Annotated in this window: 12 protein-coding genes and 1 riboswitch; all 12 genes read right to left on the minus strand. The window is 70.9% G+C overall.

From position 1 onward, the window contains the following. Positions 1-96: 96 nt before the first annotated feature. The 12 genes from AAGI91_03150 to AAGI91_03205 all read right to left on the minus strand — a co-directional run bounded on the left by AAGI91_03150 (position 97) and on the right by AAGI91_03205 (position 18,769). On the minus strand, positions 97-2,631 hold the full coding sequence (locus AAGI91_03150; GenBank protein ID MEM1041604.1) for a TonB-dependent receptor: 2,535 nt from the start codon (positions 2,629-2,631) through the stop codon (positions 97-99). Beyond that, positions 2,628-4,004, minus strand: coding sequence for an HTTM domain-containing protein (locus tag AAGI91_03155; protein ID MEM1041605.1), 1,377 nt, complete (start codon positions 4,002-4,004; stop codon positions 2,628-2,630). Before AAGI91_03155 ends, AAGI91_03150 begins: the two co-directional genes overlap by 4 nt. After that, positions 4,001-5,128 carry an imelysin family protein gene (locus AAGI91_03160; GenBank protein MEM1041606.1) on the minus strand — a complete coding sequence of 376 codons (1,128 nt, stop codon included), beginning with the start codon at positions 5,126-5,128 and terminating at the stop codon, positions 4,001-4,003. The genes AAGI91_03155 and AAGI91_03160 overlap by 4 nt, the downstream gene beginning before the upstream one ends. Positions 5,129-5,157: 29 nt before the next feature. Further along, positions 5,158-6,630, minus strand: a complete 1,473-nt coding sequence (locus AAGI91_03165; GenBank protein ID MEM1041607.1) for a di-heme oxidoredictase family protein — start codon at positions 6,628-6,630, stop codon at positions 5,158-5,160. Between the two features lie 14 nt (positions 6,631-6,644). Beyond that, a complete protein-coding gene (locus AAGI91_03170; GenBank protein ID MEM1041608.1) occupies positions 6,645-7,820 on the minus strand; it encodes an imelysin family protein in 1,176 nt (391 codons plus the stop codon). A 137-nt stretch (positions 7,821-7,957) separates the two neighbouring features. Further along, positions 7,958-9,364, minus strand: a complete 1,407-nt coding sequence (locus AAGI91_03175; protein MEM1041609.1) for an FAD-dependent oxidoreductase — start codon at positions 9,362-9,364, stop codon at positions 7,958-7,960. Further along, positions 9,333-10,748 carry a hypothetical protein gene (locus AAGI91_03180; GenBank protein MEM1041610.1) on the minus strand — a complete coding sequence of 472 codons (1,416 nt, stop codon included), beginning with the start codon at positions 10,746-10,748 and terminating at the stop codon, positions 9,333-9,335. Before AAGI91_03180 ends, AAGI91_03175 begins: the two co-directional genes overlap by 32 nt. A gap of 82 nt (positions 10,749-10,830) precedes the next feature. Next, a complete protein-coding gene (locus tag AAGI91_03185; protein ID MEM1041611.1) occupies positions 10,831-12,204 on the minus strand; it encodes a DUF4856 domain-containing protein in 1,374 nt (457 codons plus the stop codon). A gap of 27 nt (positions 12,205-12,231) precedes the next feature. Continuing rightward, positions 12,232-14,745 (minus strand): TonB-dependent receptor, encoded by a 2,514-nt coding sequence (locus tag AAGI91_03190; GenBank protein MEM1041612.1) that lies wholly within the window; start codon positions 14,743-14,745, stop codon positions 12,232-12,234. Between the two features lie 37 nt (positions 14,746-14,782). Then, on the minus strand, positions 14,783-15,007 hold the full coding sequence (locus AAGI91_03195; GenBank protein MEM1041613.1) for a hypothetical protein: 225 nt from the start codon (positions 15,005-15,007) through the stop codon (positions 14,783-14,785). A gap of 120 nt (positions 15,008-15,127) precedes the next feature. Then, positions 15,128-16,153, minus strand: coding sequence for an NAD-dependent epimerase/dehydratase family protein (locus AAGI91_03200; protein MEM1041614.1), 1,026 nt, complete (start codon positions 16,151-16,153; stop codon positions 15,128-15,130). A gap of 213 nt (positions 16,154-16,366) precedes the next feature. Then, positions 16,367-18,769, minus strand: coding sequence for a 5'-nucleotidase C-terminal domain-containing protein (locus tag AAGI91_03205; protein MEM1041615.1), 2,403 nt, complete (start codon positions 18,767-18,769; stop codon positions 16,367-16,369). A gap of 204 nt (positions 18,770-18,973) precedes the next feature. Beyond that, positions 18,974-19,295: riboswitch (cobalamin riboswitch) on the plus strand. The last annotated feature ends 76 nt before the right edge of the window (positions 19,296-19,371 follow it).

Raw genomic sequence — 19,371 nt, forward strand, 5'->3', positions numbered from 1 at the left:
CAGCGGAGCAGCTTCGTGGAGCACTCCTGCGGGTAAGGAACAGGGGTCGTGCAGGCTCCGCCCGTCCCACGTGGTTGCGCAGCGAACTGAGCGCGCCTAAAGCTCGGCGCGGAGGCCGAAGAGGAGGGTGCGGGGGAGGCCGGGGCGGAGGCCGGCCGGGCGGCGGGCGGCGACGTAGACTTCGTCGGTCAGGTTGCGCACGGTGACGGTCCCGCTCAGGCGTGCCCCGCCGACGGTCACCGGCAGCGCGGCCTCAGCCGAGGCGTCGAAGAGCAGGCGGGCGTCGATGCGCTCGGACTCGGGAATCGTGCCCTGCCCGGCGCGGTCGCGCGTGGCGGCGGTACCGTTGGCGCGCAGGTCGAAGTGGAGGCGGTCGGTGGCGAGGCCCACGCCGACGCTCACGACGTGCGGCGCGACGTACGGAATCCGGTCGCCTTTGCGGACGGTCCCCCACGGGAGGAAGCCGCTGCGGAAGCTGCTTTGGAAGCGGGCGTCGGTGAAGGTGTAGGCGAGACGGACCGGCAGGCGTAGCGCCGCCGGCCCCCGGACGAGCGCGAGCGCGTCGGCCTCGACCGAGACCTCGGCCCCGAGGACGCGCGCCGCGCCGCCGTTGAAGAGGTCGCCCGAGCCGGTCCCGCCGGACGAGGCGAGGTCGGCCCCGAGGAGGTTCTCGTACCACGTCGCAAACACCACCGCCTGCGCCGAGGCGGCCTCGCCCCGCGCCGCCCGCGCTCCGACTTCGGCGTTCAGGCTGCGCTCGGCCTCGACACCCGGCTGGCTCGACGGCGGCGCGAACCCGCGGTGCAGGCCGCCGAAGAGGGTCAGGTACGGCGCCGCGTCGAGGCGCACGCCGAGGCCGGGGATGAAGGCCGTGACGGTGTTCTCGCGCTCCTCCGGCGTGCCCGCCCGGTCGGGATCGGCCACGCCGTAGTCCTCGCGTTCCTGCCGGACGTGCTCGACCCGAAGGCCGGGCGTGAGCGTGAGCCGCCCGCGCCGCACCTCGGCCTCGGCGAACCCGGCAACGGCCCGCGCCCGGTCGATCCGGTTGCCGGCGTTGCCTGGTACGCCGGCCTCGGCGAGTGTCATCACGCCCCCGCCGAGCGCGAACCGGTCGGCCTGCTGGAGGCGGTCGGCGCGGTCCTGGTGAAGCCGGAGGCCAAACGTCAGGTCGAGCCCGGTGAGGCCGGGGCGGAGGCCGAGCGCGAGGTCGAGCCCTTCGGCCCCGTAGGTGCGGTCGTTCGAGGTGACGACGCCTTCGCCGCCGCCGAGTGCGCCGCGCGCGACCGCGAGTTCGTCGGCGAAGACGACGGGGTCGGCGACGAAGCGGTTGATCGGGACGTCGAGGTCGGCGTCTTCGAGGCCGTCGCCGTCGGTGTCGACGTCGTCGCCCCGGCCGTCGGAGACGGCGTCGAGGCGGGTCCAGTCGCGGCGGAAGCGCGTGGCGTAGAGCGTCGCCGTCACGTCGAGCTGCTCGCCGAAGACGCCGACGTAGCGGAGGTGCCCGAGGCTGTGGTCGCTCACGAACCGGTCCCGGGCAGTCGAGGCGTAGCGGGCGAAGGGGTCGGTCCCGAAGTCGGCGGGCGTGAGGCCGAGGTAGGTCTCGTCCGAGGTCTGGGCGCTGAGGGCGAGCTTGACCTCGGCGGCGTGGAAGGCATCGCCCCGCGTCGTGCTGAGGCGGACCTTGCCGAGCACGCTCCCCAGGTCGTAGCCCGTCTCGTCGGCGAGCACGCCCGCGTCCGCCCCGAAGCGCTGCACTTCTTTGAACCCGTCTGCGCCGTCGAAGAAGCCCTCGACCACGACCCCGAGCCGGAAGCGCCCGAGGGCGAGGTCGCCCGCGCCGCCGCGGGCGTGGAGGGTCCGCGCGAAGTCGGTCCCGCCGCGCACGGCCAGGAAGCCACCGCGCCCGGCCGGGATGCGCGCCGAGACGAGGTTGACCGCGCCGCCGGTCGTGTACGGCCCGTAGGCGATCTGCGCCGACCCCTTCCGTACCTCGACGGCGTCCATCCGGCCCGCCGCGGGAAAGTAGTAGGCTGCCGGCTGGGCGTACGGCGCGGGCGCGACGAGGACGCCGTCCTCCATCAGCGTCACGCCGCGCGAGCGGTCGGTGACGGTGCCCCGGATGCCGATGTTGGGACGGAGGCCGTAGCCGTCTTCCTCCTGCACGCTCACGCCGGGGACCGATGCGAGGAGGCGGTGCACGTCGGTGTCGCCGAAGCGCCGGACGGCCTGCGGGCCGAGGACGGTCGCCGAGCCGGGCACGTCGCGCACGCCGCGCGGCCCGCCCGCCAGGCTCCCCGCCACCTCGACGGTCACCACGCCGAGCCGCTCGACCGAGGGCGTGAGCGCGAGGTCGAGCCGGAGCGTGTCGCCCGCTACGAGGACGACGCTGCGGTCGGCCTGCGCGTAGCCCACGGCCGTGACGACGAGTGTCGCCGCACCGGCGTCGAGGCCGGTGAGGACGAAGCGACCATCGGCGTTGGCAGCGGTGCCCCGGTCGGTGCCGGCGAGGGTGACGGCCGCGCCGGGGACAGGCATCCCGCTGTCGGCGTCGGTGACGCGACCTGCGACGGTGGCGGGCTGGGCGTGGGCGGCGGTCGCAGCCAGGAAGAGGAGGGTGAGGCGTCGGGTCATGGAGCAGGGTCGCGCAGAATCCAGGGCTTCGGGCGGAGCACGCTGCGCGGCGCGCGCGTGAGGTCGGCCTCGGGATCGACGAGGGGCCGGCCGGGGCGGCCGTTGAGGCTGACGTACGTCTCGGCCCGGACCTCGACGTCGGCGTAGCCCGCGGCGCGGAAGCGGCGCTCGACGTGCTGCGCGTACTGCCAGAGGAAGTCGGGCTGCGAGGCCATCTCTTTTTCCTGGAGCGCTGTGAGGTCGTCGCTCGGCGCGAGGGTCCACCGGCGGTCGGTGGCGGGGTCGCGGACGTGGAAGGCGGCCGTGCCGGTCTTCGAGGCGACCATCACATGCCACGCGAACCGGAAGCCCTCCTCGGTCCAGAAGCGGTCGCCGGGGTAGAGCCCGTGCCGAAGCGGGAGGAGCACCTGAAGCGCGAGCCACATCCCGACGAGCGCTGCCACCCATCGTCTCGTCCGCACGGCAGGTCGCGCCGGACGCTCGCCTGTGCGCGGAAGCCAGCGCTGCAGTCGGCGGCCGAGCGCCCGCCACTCGTCGCCCTCGAAAAACACGAGCGCGGCCACCATCATCACGAATGGGAAAACACCGATGTTGAAGAGGACGTACGTTGCGGCGTGGAACACGACGGCGGCGGCATAGGCCCACGGCCGCGTCCGGCGGGCGAGGAGGAAAAACGCGATCGAGAGGTCGAAGAGCGCACCTGCCCACGCGAACGCCCACGGCATCCACGCGAGGTCGAGGAGCGGGCCGATCACGGGCAGCCCGCCGCGCGCCGCGAGCCAGATGCGGAGCGGCATCGCGTCGAGCAGCCAGTCCGGGTGGAGCTTGGCGACGCCCGCGAAGAAGTACACGCAGCCGATCTGGAGCCGAAGCGCCCACACCGTCCACGCGGGCACCGAGGCGCGCGCCGCCCGACCGGGGACGAGCGCTGCGCCCATCGGCAGCACCAGCATCAGCAGACCGACGACCGTGACGAAGTAGTAGTGGTTGAGGTACGTCGCTGCCTCGATCAGTTCGACGTAGGTGAACGCGGCGACGAAGACGGCGAGCCACACCTTCGCGCTACGTCCCCACGCGAATCCGAGCGCTGCGACGCCCGCGAGCACGAGCACGCCGTTCAGCGCCCAGAGCGGGAAGGGCCGGACCCAGCCGAAGCCGGGGTAGGTGAAGTGAAACGCCGGCTCGGCGTAGAGCGGCCCGGCCCACCCGAGGAGGAGAAACCGCGCGAGGCTCGCCGCCATCACGAGCCCAAACCCGACGCGGAAGACGCCCAGCACGACCGGGTCGGTCGGAGCCGTTAGTCGGTCTGCCAGCCGAGCACGCAGCCGCGCTGCCCGCGACCGCGCCGCGGTCGGGAGCGTGGGGGCCGTCATCCCGAGTCCCCGTCGTTATCGCTGAAGGTGATGCTGACGCCGAGCCAGCCGGCAAAGTCCACCTTGATGACGCGGAGGAGGCTGATCGTCTCGTCGTAGACGGCGCGGGCGGCATCGGGGTTGTCGGTCACCGCGTCGTGGAGCGGCATGCCGAGGGCGGCCATCGCCGCGTCGGTCGCGTCGATCTGCGCGAGCAGGACCTCGCCGAACGGGCGGCCGTCGACCTCGGCATCGAGTGTGACGAGGTAGTCGTCGAAGCCGGTGCCGCCGCCGCCGGTGACGAGGGCGCGGAGGCCGGCGAGGTCGTCGCGGAACAGCTCGGCCGAGACCTGGGCGTTGGGGGCCTGCACGCGGTCCGGCTGCGGCGCGCCGTCCGGCTCGTCCGGGTCGCGGGCGATGCCGAGCGGGCGGCCGACCTTGACGTAGCGGAGGTCCTCGGCGATCATCGCCATCTCGTTGACGACGCGCGAGACGGAACTCTGGAGGTTGCGCCCCTCGGTGTCAGCGTCCTCGAACATGCCGAGTTCGTTGCCGCCGCCGCGGCTCCACGCCTCGGCCAGGCGGCCGGCCTGCGTGAGCAGGTCCTGCGCTACGGCCAGGGTGTAGGCCCGGCGCTGCGGATCGCTCATCTGGCCGAGCACGGCGGCGTCGCCCCCGGCGAAGAGGAGGTATTCGAGCGCCGGGAGGCCGCGCGCGTTCGAGCCGCGCCGGGCGGCGTACGCCTCGTCAATCGGGTCCTCCGTGTCGACGGCGTCCTCGATGAAGGCCGTGTTGGCGGGCCAGGTCGAGATGCGGTTGTGGAAGAGCCCGTTGCGGACAGCCCCCGGCAGGTTGAGCGCCGAGAGCCGCTGCCAGCTCCGGGCGGCCGTCGTCCACACCGCCTGCGCCGGGCCGAGCGTCGCCGGCGACGGGTCACGCTCGAAGGCCGTGACCGCCTCGGCGAGCGCGGCGGCGTCAGCGGCAAAGGCGTCGTGCCCCGGCTCGATGATGCGCGTGGCGATGTCGGCAAGAAGCTGCTGCCGGACAGCGGTGCGGTTGTCGGGGTCGTCGCTGTCGGCGTCGCATGCGGCGAAGCCGAGGACGAGGGCGAGCGGCAGAATCAGGAGGACGAGGCGGGGGCGCATGGCGGAGGCGCGGGACGATGAGCGGTGGCTCAGAGTGAGTTGAGGAAGCGGAGGAGGTCGTCGCGCTCGGCGCGGGAGAGGTGGCGGAAGCGCTCCTTCGCCGCCTCGGCCTCGCCGCCGTGCCAGAGGATAGCCTCGGTGACGTTGCGGGCGCGCCCGTCGTGCAGCAGTTCGGTGTGGCGGTTGACGGTCTGGATCAGGCCGAGCCCCCACAGCGGCGGCGTCCGCCACTCGCGGCCCGTCGCCTCGAAGACCTTCATCCCGTCGGCCAGGCCCTCGCCCATGTCATGCAAGAGGAGGTCCGTGTAGGGGCGGATCGTCTGGCCCGAGAGGACATCGTGGACTTCGCTCGGTCCGGTGCGGAGCACCGGGAGGTGGCAGCCCGCGCAGCCGATCTGCTTGAACAGCGCCTTGCCGCGCAGCACGTCGGGCTCCTCCCAGTCGCGGCGGGCCGGGACGGCGAGCGTGCTGGAGTAGAGCGTGACGTGGGCCAGGTTGCGGTCCTCGACCTCGGGCGATCCGCCGGTCGGGGCCTCGTTGCATCCCGCCGGGGCGACAGTGCAGTTCTCTGCGTCGAAGAGCGAGGTCGTGATGCCGAGGTCGCCGTGGAACGCGCTCGCCACCTGCTGCTCGACCGTCGGCTGCGCCGCCTTCCACCCGAAGCGGCCGGGGGTGTGGCGCTGCTCGCGGACGTTCCAGACCATGTTGAGCCGGCCCGAGATGCCGTCGCCGTCCGCGTCGTCGGGGTCGGCGAGGGCGAGGAGGTCGGCTTCGGGGATGGCGTCGAGGAGGCCCATGCCGGGCATCTGGTTCGCCACGCGCGGCGAGAGGGTGAGGCCCGTGATCGGGCCGTAGGCCTCGTCCTCGAACGAGATGATCGGGCGGCGGAGCGAGTACGGCGTGCCGTCGGCGAACTGGCCCGCGATCTCCTCGTAGTCGACGAGCACCGTTGCCTCGGGCGCAAAGTCGAGCGTGGCCTGGTCCTGGATCTGGGAGCCGTAGCGCTCGTCGCCGAGCGGGCTGCCGAAGGCGTCGCGCTGGCCGGGGATGGCGACGCGGACGAGGAAGCCGGTCACGCGCTCGCCGTCGAAGGTCGGTGTGCGGCCGCGGCCGTCCTTGAAGTGACAGCCGGCGCAGGAGCGGGCGTTGAAGAACGGCCCGAGGCCGTCGCGCGCCGTCGTCGAGGCCGGGGCCGTGACCCAGTTCTGGTTGAAGAACGAATTGCCGACGCCGAAGAAGCCCGCGTCCATGTTCGACAGGCCGGGGGCAGGGAGGCCGAAGGCGTTCTGCCCTGCGTTGAAGACCGTCACGTCGCCGCCGGAGAACTGCTCGCCCGGCTCAGCCGTCAGGCCCAGGTCGGTCCCGTCGCAGCCCGAAAAGCAGCCTGCGAGGCTGAGCAGCCACGCCAGAAGCGGCACCACGGCGAGGCTGCCCAGACGCACCACACCCTCACCGCCGGGACGGCGATGAGGGCGTGGCGAGGTGTCAGAGCGAGCGGTCATGCAGCACCGTCGGGTCAGTCAGGCAGTTCGTTGTTGATCTGGATGCCGATCGCCGCCGCAGCCTCGACGAACGAGTCGCCCACCGTCTGGAGCTTGTTGAAGGCGTCGAGGATGCTGTCCTGGCTGTTGATGATCGCCTGGTCGAACGGCGTCGGGATCGCGTTCACGGCGTCGAGCGCTGCTGTCATCTCACCGTCTACGCGGGCGGCGAGGTCGGCGTCAGCTTCCTCGACGAGGTCCTTGAGCGAGGTGCCGGAGACGACGGTGCCGTCGGTGCGGGTGTAGCTGCCGCGCCATACGTTGGCGATGCCCTGCGTGTTGGTGATGATGTCGCGGTCGGTGTTGTCGGCGAAGCAGGAGTGCTCGTCCTCCTGGTCCTGGTTGTTGACCGCCACGAACATACGCTCGACGGCGAGCTCGGACTTGGCGAGCGTGCCGATGCCGGTGAAGACGTTCTGCAGCGCAGCCTCGGTGTCGAGGCCGAGGAACGTGTCGCGGTAGTTCGAGCCGTCAGCGGACCAAGCATCGACCATCTCCTGGAGGTTGACCAGCAGTTGGTCGGAGACGGCACCGAGGTAGGCGGCGCGGCGCGCTGCGTTGTCGGCCGTCGTGTAGTCCGTAAACGAGCGGACGCCCGGGCCGCTCTCGCTGAGGTCCTGGCCCCAGAGGAGGAACTCGATGGCGTGGTAGCCGACCGAGACGTTCTCCTCACCGCCGGCCTCGTTGAGGCCAACGAGGATCTCCCGGCTGATCGTCGGGAAGTTCTCGGGGTCGTTGATGATCCCGCTCATGAGAATCTCGTTCTCGTTCGAGGGGTCCACGACGTAGTCCACGTAGGACTCGTCGAGCGGCCACGCGTTCAGGAGGCCCTCCGGGCCATCCTCGGCATCGATGGGGCCGTTGGCGAAGCGGTAGGCCTCGGTCTGGCCGTAGGGCTCACGCGAGGCAAGCCACGCGTCCTTCGCCGCCTGGAGCGTCGCGTCGGTGGGGTTGGCGATGAAAGCGTCGACGGCCTGGTCAAGCGCGACAGCGGTGTTGTAGGAGTCCGCGTACGAGGCGGAGACCACATCGGCGTAGGCCGTAGTGGCCGCGCCGCGGTCGAGGCCCCCGCTGTCGCCGTCCGAGTCGGAGTCGCAGGCGAAGAGGGCGAGGGCAAGTGCGAGGGTGAGGCAGATAGAAAGCAACCGCATGGGAGTAGGGGCTGGCGAGAGAATCGAGAGCGTTCGAGGAACGGTCATGCTTGCGTCAACTTAGTCCAAATAGTGCGAGGACAAGTGTGGGATTTCAGGGAAAACTCTATGCAGGCTAACCTTTTTATTCGTCGCATTTAGCATAGATCCGCGCCCGCATGCTTCTGTGCTTCGAACTCTTCGGCCCACGCTTTGGCTTCGGCAAAGAGGTCGTGGGTGTGGAGGTAGCGGAAGGTCCCCGTCCGGCCGGCGAGCGTCAGGTTCTCGAACCGGGCAGCGTACGCCAGCAGCCGCTCGGCGTGCGCGCTGCTCCCGGCCGCCAGCACCGGATAGGCGTGCGCGAGCCGCACGCTGTCCACGCCCAGCACGGGGCCCGTCTCCACCGGCGTGGCCTGGAGCGCCGCGACGACCTCGCGTGCAAACTCGACGTCGGGCATGGTCCACCACGCGTCTTCGCTCTGGCAGGGGACTTCGAGCACGGCCGCGGTGCGGTCCGGCGGGGCGAGCGCGGCGCTGCGGTTCTTGGGCTCGTAGAGCCGGGTGAAGGGGACGTGCGGCTCGGGGAAGTAGAGCGAGGCGAAGGGCGAGACGCTGGACTGCGCGAGGCGGACGACCGCGAGACGAAGGTGGCGGTAGCGCAGCGCCTCGGCGGCGGCGAGCACGTCCGGCGGCGGGGCCGGGTCGAGGAGCGCGAGGAACCGCGGGAGCGGGACCGTGCTGACGACGGCCCCGGCCCGCTGCGGCGAGCGGTCGCCCACCGTCACGGTCTGGATGCGCCGTCCGTTGTGCGCGACCCGCTGCACGGGGGCTGCCGTGTGCAGCCGCTCAGCGCCGATCGCGTCCGCGAGGGCATCGACCAGCATCCCGAAGCCCTGGGTAGGGTAGTAGAACGCGCCGTCGAGGTGGGCCGTCGCCTTGCGCGCGCCGAAGACGAGTTCGCGGGCGAGCGTGCCCAGCGTCAGCCCCCGGAGCCGGCCGCCAGCGACGCGCACGTCGAGCCGGTCGGCGGGGAGTCCCCACAGCTTCTCGGAGTAGTTCAGCAGAAACGCCCGGGCGAGCGTCGGGCCGTAGCGCTGGAGGGCGAGGGCTTCGAGCGTCTCGGGCGGCGTGCGGTCTCGGCGGCGGAAAACGTTCTCGGCGAGGACGCGCAGCAGGGGGAGCCGCCCCATCTGCCGCGCCGCGTCGAGCGGGCGCAGTGGGAACTCGATCCCCCGGCCCCGCCACACGATCTGGCTCGGCACCTCGACGCGCTGCATCGCCGGGCCAAGCAACTCGCGGAAAGCGGCCGTCGCCGCGGGGTGCTTGTCGTGGAGCCGGTGCGCGCCGGTGTCCACGAGCTGGTCGCCGAAGCGGAGCGTCCGGGCGTTGCCGCCGACGTGTGGAGCCGCTTCGAAGACCTCGGCCTCGATCCCGTGCCGGCGGGCGTAGTAAGCCGTCGCGAGGCCGGCCAGCCCGCCGCCCAGAATCTGGACCGACGGCCGCTTCGGGACGAGGGTCTCGGACGTGGTAGAGCTAGCGGGCGGGACGTGCGGGTGGATAACCATAGACTGGAACCTCGGGCCACATGCGGTTGACGTACGGGTTGTGATAAAATGTGTCGGCGCGGACAGGCCGCGTGGCCGCCGCCGAGACTGGCGCGCCGACCGAGACGATGGGCAGTCCCTCAGTATAGGCTGTCGTGAGCCGGGCGAGGTCGCCCGCGTCATCGGTGTCTAGAAACACCGCCTCGATGCGCTGCGCCTCCAGCATGAAGGTCACGAGGGGGGTCGAGACGACGTGCAGGTCGGGCTGTGCGGCGGCGAGGGTGCGGACGTGCTCGGTGGCCTGGGCGATTGCGGTCGGCTGCCGGTGCTGCGCGGCGAGGACGAGCGCGACGGCGGCGTAGACCGCGAGGGCGTCGAGCGCGACGAACCGGCCCCAGCGGTGCCGCCACAGCCGCGCCCCGCCGAGAGCGAGCACGAAGAGGGCAACGGCGATGAGCGGGAGGGCGTGGCGGCTTTTGTAGAGTACGTTCTGGTAGGCCACGATCCAAACGGCATAGACGGCGGCGCAGCCGAGCAGCCACCACAGTGCGCGGCGCACGGCCTCATCTTCGCGGAGGGCCTGCACGCCCGCGACAAACGCCGCGGCGAGGCCGAGCGCGACGAGCACCGTCAGCCCGTGTCGCCCCGGCCACCAGCCGCCCAGCCCGTCGGCCCACACCGCCTCAATCGTTCGCCCGAGCCGCGTGCCCCAGCCCGCAGGCTCCGCGAGGGCCGTCCCCCCGAAAGCCATAAAGTGCCCGACCGTTTGCTGCTGGGCCGCCGCGACGAGCGCCGCCCATCCGGTATCCACAACGAGCGGCACGAGCCACACGACCGTCCCTGCGAGTCCGGCTGCGACGAGTGGCACCCGGAGCCGGGACTGCACCGCGAGGAGTCCGACGAGCGGCACGGCGACGAACGGGAGGTACGAGAGCCGTAGCCCGGCGAGGAGCCCGGCGAGGAGTCCCGCTGCCACTGCGTCCGCCGGCCGCCTGCTCTGCATCGCCCGGAGCGCGAGGGCCACCGCGCCGAGCGCAGCGGCCAGCCCCAGCAGGTCGGGCATGTAGCGCGTACCCATCAGCCACCCGAGCGGGCAGAAGAACACGACCGCCGCCCACGCGAGCCCCCGCACCGAACGGAGCCGGACGCCGAGGAGCACCAGTCCCGCCGCGATCAGGCCGAGCGTCGCCAGCCCGCCGACGAGCGCGAAGGCCACCGAGAAGCTGCCGGTGACGAGGTAGAGGCTCTTCGCCGCTGCCCAGAAGACGGGGTAGCCGGGGAAGTGCGGCTGGAGCGCCGCCACGTCGAAGCCGTCGGCGACGCTGCGGGCGAAGCGGAGGCTGTCGGCGTCCTCGATGTAGGAGACAGCAGTGGCGAGGCGGCTCAGCAGGCAGGCCGCTGCCACAAAAAGCCAGAGCGGAGCCTCCCTCCAGGGGAAGCCCCGCTCCGGCCGAGAAGGCGCACGCAGGGTCGCGGGCGCAGTCATCCTACCACTGGTCCATGTTCGCCTGCGAGAACCCGTAGGCGGCCTGGAAGATAGTCTTGGCCGCGTTGAGGTCGGCAACGTAGGCGTTGTACTCATCCGAGCCGGGGAGGGCGTAGACCGGCGCGTTGCCCATCAGCTCGTGGAGCTGGCGGAGCTGGTCGGTGCTGACCATGTTGAGCGCGCCGCCACTGAAGCCTTCGTCGCCCCGGTACGAGAACTGGAGGGCGTAGGTGAAGCCCTTCATCTCGCCCCAGAACTTGTTGAGGGTGAAGTCATTCTTGCCGTCGACCTCGGCCTGCGTCAGGCCCGCCATCTCCTCCAGCGTGACGTTGACGTAGTGGACGGCCGTGGCCGCGAGGATCTTCTCCATCGCTTCGGAAGCGTCCTGCCGGGCTTCTGCGAGGACCGTCTGGTCGCCGTTGACGATCGCCGTGCGGCCGCGGCGGAGGGCCTCGAACGCCTCGGCGCTGAAGTCCACGCCGACGCCGCCCTTGTCCCGCTTGCCGGCGTTGCGCGCGATCCCGAAGTTGTACTCCGTCGAGAAGTCGAGCACGCCGTCGCCGTTGGTGTCCTGGGCGAAGTCGCTGAGGCTGCCGGCGAGCTGGTCGTCGGTGTAGTTGGAGTAGTCGCGGGCCGAGCCGAAGTAGCCGTAGGCCTCGTCGAAGCGGTGCTCCTGGTCGGTGTCGGGCTGGCCCTCATCGCGCCGCTCGGTGTTGTCGCGGTCGAGGATGTCGGCGAGGTACTTGTTCGAGGTCTGGTCGAAGAGGATGGCCCCGATGAGGATCTTGTTGATCATCTGGGTGAGGTCCACGCCCTCGTCGGTGTTGTAGACCGCCTTCGTGCCGAGCTTGGTCGGGTCGTTGGAGTTGTCGGCGATGATCTGGAAGTAGGCCTGCATCACGTCGTTGACGGTCACGTCCCCGCCGTCGCCGATCAGGCCGTCGCTGTAGAGCAGCGTCGCGTCGGCCCCCTTGCGGCCGCGGAGGCTCTTGCCGGCCGAGATCTCCTCGTACGTCGTCGCGCTCGGCGTAAGACCGTCCGGGACGGAGGTGGCGATGTTGAGGCCGGTGTCGGCGTAGTCGTAGATCGCGTTGAGTTCAGCGACCGTGACCGGCGTGGCCCCTTCCTTGCCGCGCGCGTCGATGGCAGCCTTGAGGTCCTGGAGCAGGAGCTGGCGCACGACCTGGCCGCCGATGTTGACGGAGCTTTCGCCCTCGTCGAACCGGCTCTCGAAGTTGTACGTCGCGGGGACCTCAATCGGGTCGATGGGGTCATCGCCGCCGGGCGGGTCCGTGGGGTCGTCGTCGGAGCTGTCGCAGCCGACGAGGCCGAAGGCCAGCAGCAGCGCGAGCAGAGCGGAAAACTTGATACGCATGGGAGTGTCTGGTTGGTGCAGTGGTAGTTAGAAGGTGTAGCGCACGCCGAGGTTGACCTGGCGGCGTGTACCCGGGAGGATGCCCGAGCTCTGGTTGGCTGTGACTTGGCGCGGGTTGGAGTGCAACCGCGAGCCGACGTAGACCTCGTCCAGCGCGTTCTTCACGGTCATTTGGGCCGTGAGGCGCTCCCCAATCGGGACGCGCACGCTGGCGTTGAGGAGTGCGTAGGAGGGGACCGGGCCGGTCTCGCCGCGCCCGGTGGCGAAGTCGAGGTTCTCGAAGTCGGTGAAGACCTCGCTGACGAAGCGGAGGTCGGCGCGGGCCGTCACGCCGCGCACCGTCCGGGAGAGCCCGACGGTGAGGTTGTGCGCCGGCGCGTAGGGCAGCTCGTTGCCGTCGATGGCGACCGCCGACACGTTGTTGACGACCGCCGACGGGATCAGCCCGTCGAGGACTTCGGTCTGGAGGAAGGTGTAGCTCAGGTGGAGGTCAGGGAGCGGACCGAACCGCGCGCCGCGCACTGTCGCCGCGACTTCGGCTCCGTAGGTCTGCGCGCTACCGAGGTTGCGGAAGGCCGTCCCGCGCCCGGCCGCCACGAGGTCGTCGATGTAGAGGTAGAACCCGGCGACTTCGGCGGCCAGCAGCGGCGAGGCCACGCGGAAGCCGGCCTCGACGTTCCAGCTCTTCTCGGCCTCCACGTCGAGGCCGCCGTCTTCGATCGTGTTGCCGAAGTCGACGATGGTGAGCGCGCCACTCGACGGCGGGGTGAAGCCCCGGTGGATGCCCGCGAAGAGGTTCGACGCGCCGACCTGGTAGTTCAGGCCGAGGCCGGGGAGGAGGACGACCGTCGTCTTGTCGTCGAGGATGCTGCCCTGGAGCCGGTCTACGCGCTCCTGCTCGAAGACCTCGAGCCGGAGGCCCGGCGTGACTTCGAGCGCGCCGAAGCGGAGCCGCTCGCTGGCGAACAGGGCGACGGCGGCGGTCTCGTAGTTCTGCGCCTTCGCCACCACCCCCGCCGACGGGTTCGAAGCGACGATTTCTTCCTCGGTGTCAGGGTCGGTCTGCGTGTAGACGCCCTCGCGCGCGCCCGGGCTGTCGCCGAGGACGCGGTCGTCGATGAAACGCTCGACGTGGAGCCGTGCCCCAGCTTCGAGTTCGGACTCGCCGCCGAAGAGCGTGTGGCTCCATGTGTAGGCGTGCTCGACGCCGGCGGCGTAGAACGTCCGCAGAATCCCGAAGTTGTCGCGCCCGTTGCCGACGCGGACCACGTCGGAGTCCTCGTCGATCGAGAACGGCGCGACGAACGAGACGCTCGACGGGTCCTCGTTGTAGGCGTCGAGGTCGGCCGAGCGGATGAAGACGTCGTTCTCGCGCCACCACCGCCGGTCGAAGACGCTGACGTAGGCCCGCGTCAGGCTCGACACGTCGGCGCTCAACGACCGGTTGTAGATGGCGTCGAGCGAGGCGCGGCGGACGAAAAACTCGTCGTCGTCCTTCGGGTTGAACTCGGGGTCGTCGTCGAACGAGAACTCGGTCAGGCCGGTGTAGGTGGCCTCGTAGGTCTCGAGGTTGCCGTTGGCCTTGAGGAAGAGGGTGCTCTGCGGGCCGGTGCGGATCGTCGCCTTGGCCGTAGCGTTGAGCTGGTAGAAGCCGTTGTTCTCGCGGAAGCCGTCGCCGCGCTTGGCCAGGAACTGCACCTCGGGCACGAAGCCGCGCGTCCCGAACCCGCCCGCCTCGGCGAAGGCGCTGACGTAGCCGTTCTGGCCGACCGTGAGGTGGCCCGCACCGCCGAAGGTGCTGCGCGGCCGGCTCGTGATGTAGTTGATGACGCCGCCCATCGTCTGCGGCCCGTAGCGCACGGCGGCGCTGCCCTTGATGACCTCGACCCGCTCGATGCGCTCGACGGGGGGGTTGTAGTACATGTTGGGATAGACGTAGAGCGCGGGCTGGATCGGGATGCCGTCTTCGAGGACCAGCACGCGCGACGACCGGCGCGGGTTGAGGCCCCGGATGCCAATCGACAGGCGGGCGTTGCCGATGCCGTCGTCGGCCGCGCCGTAGACGCCGGGGACGTACTCGAGCAGCTCCTGGGTACCGATCGGCTGGATCTGGCGCACCTCGGCTGCCGAGAGGAGCGTCGCGGTCCCGGGCAGGCGCTCGTACTCCCGGGTGCGCGCCGCGAGCACCTCGATGCCCTCGATCTCGACCGGCGCGTAGGCGAGCGCGATCCGCAGGTCGGTCTCGCCGGCGGTCACGCGGAGGCGCTCGGTCTCATAGCCGAGCGAGCGGACCACGAGCGTCGCCGCGCCCTCCGGCACCGCGATGCGGAAGCGCCCGTCGGCGTCGGTCACGGTGCCGCTCTGCGGCATCGCCTCAACGGCGACCGTCGCCCCGACGAGCGGGTCGCCGGTGGCGGCCTCGACGACGCGGCCCGATACATCGGCCGTGGACTGTGCCCAGGCGGCCGGTCCGAGCAGGACGGTCAGTGCGGCGAGGGCGTAGGTAGACAGGAGGGCGGGGAGGCGGGGCGGAAGCGTCACAGGGCAGAGGGCTTGGCGGAACCGTGCGGGAGCCGCGCTAGAAGCGGCGCGGGTTGTCGGCCGGGGTATCCGGGGCCGAGCCGGGCAGTGGAGTCGCCGGCGCGCGGACAGAGTCCGGCGTCACAACGGGGGACTCGAAGCCGAGCCGGCCGTAGCTGCCGCCGCCAGGTGCTTCGGTCGTCGGGGCGAGGATGGGATCGTCGCCGCAGCCGAGCAAGAGGAGGCAGGGAAGAAAGAGAACCAGGAGAGCGAGCCGCTGCATGGGGATTCCTGTTTAGAACCGTTCTAAACTTACAGCGCTTTGAGGGTCTTGCGCCCCCGGCACGGAATCTTTGCCGAGCGTTCATACGGAAGTGAGGAGCCGGAAGGAAAGCCAGAAGAATCAACGAGGACGCTGCGCTTCGCGCCGATGGCCACTCTCCCCATTCCTTCCGTTCTTCCCATTCCGCGCCGCAGGCGCACCCGTCCACGCCTCGAACCACGCGGCGAATGCCGCCAGCCCGTCTTCCAGCGCCGTCGCAGGCCGGAACCCGGTGTCCTGTTCCAGCGCAGCCGGGTCGGCCCAGGTGTCGAGCAGGTCGCCGTCCTGCTTCGGCTGGAGGTCGAGCGCTGCCTTCCGGCCCAGCGCCCGTTCCAGCGTCTCGACGAACGTGAGCAGGTCCACAGCTTCACCCCGCCCCACGTTGTAGACCCGGTACGGCGTCGGCCCGCCGGGCGGGCGCTGCATGACGCGCACGAGCGCCTCCACGACGTCGCCAACGAAGGTGAAGTCGCGGCTCATCGCGCCCCGGTTGTGGAGCGGGAGCGCGCGGCCTGCCCGGATGGCTTCGGCGAAGGCGAAGTAGGCCATGTCCGGCCGGCCCCAGGGCCCGTAGACCGTGAAGAACCGGAGGCTCGTCGTCGGGAGGCCGTAGAGGTGACTGTAGCTGTGGGCGAGGAGCTCGCCGGCACGCTTCGAGGCGGCGTACGCCGAGGCGGGCCGGTCGGCGGCTTCGGCTTCGGCAAAGGGGGGCGTTCCGCCCAGCCCGTAGACTGACGACGAGGAGGCGTAGACGAGGTGGCGGACGCCGTGCTGCCGGCACGCCTCCAGCACCGAGACGGTGCCGCTCACGTTCCCTGACGCCGACGCGGCCGGGTGCGCCACCGAGTGGCGGATACCCGCGCGCGCGGCGAGGTGGAAGACGACCTCGGGGCAGCGCTCGGCAAAGAGGGCGTCGCACGCCGACCGGTCAGCCACGTCGAGGTCGATCAGCTCGAACCCAGCGTGCTCACCGAGTTGCGCTGCCCGTTCACGCTTCAGGTCGGCTCCGGTCGGCCCGGAGTAGTTGTCCACCCCGGCGACGGTGTGCCCGCCGGCGAGGAGGCGCCGCGCGAGGTGGTAGCCGATGAACCCGGCGGCCCCGGTCACGAGGCACCGCTGGGGGGCTGTAAGAGTGGGCGCGATCACAGGGCCGAGTCCGTTGCGGGAGAGCGGCAACATACGACCCCACCGCCGCTGCGTTCTCCGCTGCCATCCCGCCGCCGCGCAGGCCAGAGACGTAGCAAGAGGGCGGCCCCAACGCGGAGCCGCCCCCTCGCGGTGGCGCAGGCTTACGGGCCTGCGCCCCGTGTCGGCGCGTGCCTACTTCGTCACGACGAGCCGCCCGGATGCGACGAACGCTCCGGCTTCGAGCCGCACGATGTAGACGCCGCCGGCGAGCGCCGACGCGTCAAGCGCGGCCGTGTGGCGGCCCGCCTCGACGGTCTCGTCGACGAGCACGGCGACCTGCCGGCCGAGCACGTCGTAGACCGCGACTCGGACGGCCTCGGCCTGCGGCACGTCGAAGCCGACCGTGGCGCGGCTGCTGGTCGGGTTCGGGTAGGTTCCGGTGAGCGCGAAGGCCGCCGGCAGTGAGGCGCTGCTGCGGGCGGCTCCGGCCTCGGCGGCATCGCCCGAGCCGCCGGCGAGGGCGGCCCCCTCCTTCACGAACGTGAACTGGTCCGACGCAGCCTCGACGGCCGGGAAGCGCCCGACGTTGACCGTCACCGTGTACGTCCCCGGCGCGAAGCCGGCCGGGACCTGGTTCATGAGCGTCCGCATCCGCGCCGCCGTCGGGGCAACGGGGAACGGCGGCTCGAGGTGGCGCTCGACGAACGTCGTCCCGTCGGGCCGCTCGACGACCGTCCACGCCTCGACGCGGCGCGTGGTGTCGTCGGACTGCGCTACCTCGACGAGGCTCGACACCTGCCCGCCGCTGGCCGGAACGCTCGTTGTGCTCGGCGTGGCGAGAACGGTGAAGGTCGTCGTCTCGTAGATCCGGCCGGGGCCGCCGACGGGGTAGTCGGCCTGGGCGACGGTCCCCCCAAGTGCGTCTTGGATGTAGTTGCTGAGGGCCTGCTGGTAGGTCACACCGAGGAGCGTGAAGGCGTTGTCGCGGAACGGGTACTGGTCGCCGCCCCGCGCGAGGAAGTCCGCGGTGGCGACGTTCAGCGACGGGGCTCCTTCGGCTACGACGCCCTCATCGACGAGCACCGTGCCGTCGGCGAGCTGCACGTCCTGCACCCGCGTGCCGGGCGTGACGACGTTGCCGTCAGCGTCCAATTCTTGGGCTGTGCCGGCGGTGTCCCACGCGAAGAAGAACCCGCCCGACTGCGCGAACCGTCCGTTGACATCTTCCACCTGCGAGACGGCGTTCTCCAGAATCTCCTTGAACTGGGCCGCGCCCACGTCCTCAACGATTGTGACGAAGTTGGTAAACGGGAGGATGTCGAAGGTCGCTAGCTCCGAGATCGGCCCGGCGGCGAGGACGTTGTCGTTGCGGATGCCGCCGCCGTTCTGGAGCGCTACGTCCGGCTGCGGCGCGTCGAAGGCCTCGTTGAGCTGATCGGCCTGCCAGAGGAGGGCGTCGGCGATGAGGTCGCCGAGGTTGGTCTCCTCGGTGCGGACGTCGCCGCGGACGCCGTTGAGCGGCACCTCGCTGGTGCCGATGACGGTCGCGGCGAGGTCAGCGACGAAGTCGATCACCGGGTCGACGGCCTGCGCCTGCACGGCGGGGTCCGGCGTGACGGCGTCGGGCTGGGTGCCGCACGCGACGCGGACCGGCCCGCTCTGGGTCCCGACCGAGACGAGGTCGCCCGCCGCGTCGAAGTCGACGACGAGGCGGCCGAGGTAGGCGTAGTCGCCCGAGGTCCCGACGACCGGGACACTCGTGCCGTCGGCGTCGGTCGCCGTCTGCGGGTAGGCGCCGAACACCTCGCCCTCGTCGCCGGGGATGAGGAGGTCGCCCGCGTTGGCGAGCAGCTCGCCGCCGGCGATCACCACATCCACGCCCGAGAGGAGGGGAACGAGCGCGAGCTCCTCGTTGATGCTCTGGAGGTGGCTCGACAAGATGATGATCTCGACGCCCTGGCCCTGGAGCGCCGTGACCTCGACCTGGACCGCCGCCGCCACGTCCTCCATCACCACCACGTCGCCGGGCGTGGAGATAAACGGCAGGCTCGTCGTGGTCGCGCCGATGATGCCGACGGACGTACCGTTTACGGTCACGACCGTGCTGGCGGCGATGCGGCCTGCCTGTTCGAGCGCGTCGAGGCTCGGCTCAGCGCTCACATCGAGGTTGGCGCTCAGGAAGGGCGGGTTCGGGCCGGCACCGAAGCTCGTGATGAAGTTGGCGAGCACCTCCGGCCCGAAGTCGAACTCGTGGTTGCCGATCGTGACGGCGTCGTAGCCGATCAGGTCGAGCGCGACGGCGTCGAAGTAGGGCACGCCGTTTTCGAGGCTCGCGGTGAACTCCGGCCCGGCCAGGAAGGTGTCGCCCGACGAGATCAGCACCGCGCCGTCGGTCGAGAGCGCGGCCTCGGCGCGAAGCTGGTCGGCGAGCGTCGCGAAGCAGGCGACGCCGCCGAAGTCTTCGAGCCCGGAGCCGAGGTTGATGAGCTGCGACTCGCCGTCGCTGTTGTGGAGAATCGTGAGGGAGGTCTGAGCGCGCGCCGGAAGCGCGAGGGCGACGCAGAGCGCGAGGCCGAGGGGAAGCAGTCGGGGCATGGGATACCAAAGCGGGTGAAGGGAAGAGGGAGGCCCAGACTACCCGTCGCCCAGCTGCTGCGTGTAAACCCGTCGTGAGCGAACTATTATCCTCCTGTTACCCGGCATCCTCCTAGTGTCCGGCCGCGGCGGCTTCTCGAAATCCGAGTTGTCCGACGGCGACGGATGGCCTATCTTGAGAGCCGTTCCTCCGAACGACACTGTTCTTTCCCACACGCCTCAGGTCCCCGGCCCGGTCTGACGACCGGTCGGGGTGAAAAGGGAATCCGGAGGAGCGCCGAACAACGAACGCCGAACGACGAGCGGGTGCTGCGAGCAACCGTTCGTCACTCGTCGCTCGCAGATCGTCGCTTCCAACCGGAGCTGTACCCGCAACTGTAGGCGGCGCGCCGATGGCGACGACGCGGAGGCCACTTCTCACGAGAGAGGGAAGGCCGACGCTGAGCCGGAAGAAGAGACCTCGTCCCAACGAGACGATGTCTCCGCGCCGTGAGCCAGGAGACCTGCCGGGGCGTGCTTCACCAACGACCTCCGGGACTAGAGGCTCGCGGTGCCTGCGCAGCGATGACCCGTGCTGCGCCCGACCGGCGTGCGGTCGGCCC

Source organism: Bacteroidota bacterium (genome assembly GCA_038746285.1).
Lineage (GTDB): Bacteria > Bacteroidota > Rhodothermia > Rhodothermales > JANQRZ01 > JANQRZ01.

Excerpts from the sequence above, each read along its gene's own strand:
- AAGI91_03150 (MEM1041604.1), bottom strand. The coding sequence starts at position 2,631 with ATGACCCGACGCCTCACCCTCCTCTTCCTGGCTGCGACCGCCGCCCAC.
- AAGI91_03155 (MEM1041605.1), bottom strand. The coding sequence starts at position 4,004 with ATGACGGCCCCCACGCTCCCGACCGCGGCGCGGTCGCGGGCAGCGCGG.
- AAGI91_03160 (MEM1041606.1), bottom strand. The coding sequence starts at position 5,128 with ATGCGCCCCCGCCTCGTCCTCCTGATTCTGCCGCTCGCCCTCGTCCTC.
- AAGI91_03165 (MEM1041607.1), bottom strand. The coding sequence starts at position 6,630 with ATGACCGCTCGCTCTGACACCTCGCCACGCCCTCATCGCCGTCCCGGC.
- AAGI91_03170 (MEM1041608.1), bottom strand. The coding sequence starts at position 7,820 with ATGCGGTTGCTTTCTATCTGCCTCACCCTCGCACTTGCCCTCGCCCTC.
- AAGI91_03175 (MEM1041609.1), bottom strand. The coding sequence starts at position 9,364 with ATGGTTATCCACCCGCACGTCCCGCCCGCTAGCTCTACCACGTCCGAG.
- AAGI91_03185 (MEM1041611.1), bottom strand. The coding sequence starts at position 12,204 with ATGCGTATCAAGTTTTCCGCTCTGCTCGCGCTGCTGCTGGCCTTCGGC.
- AAGI91_03195 (MEM1041613.1), bottom strand. The coding sequence starts at position 15,007 with ATGCAGCGGCTCGCTCTCCTGGTTCTCTTTCTTCCCTGCCTCCTCTTG.
- AAGI91_03205 (MEM1041615.1), bottom strand. The coding sequence starts at position 18,769 with ATGCCCCGACTGCTTCCCCTCGGCCTCGCGCTCTGCGTCGCCCTCGCG.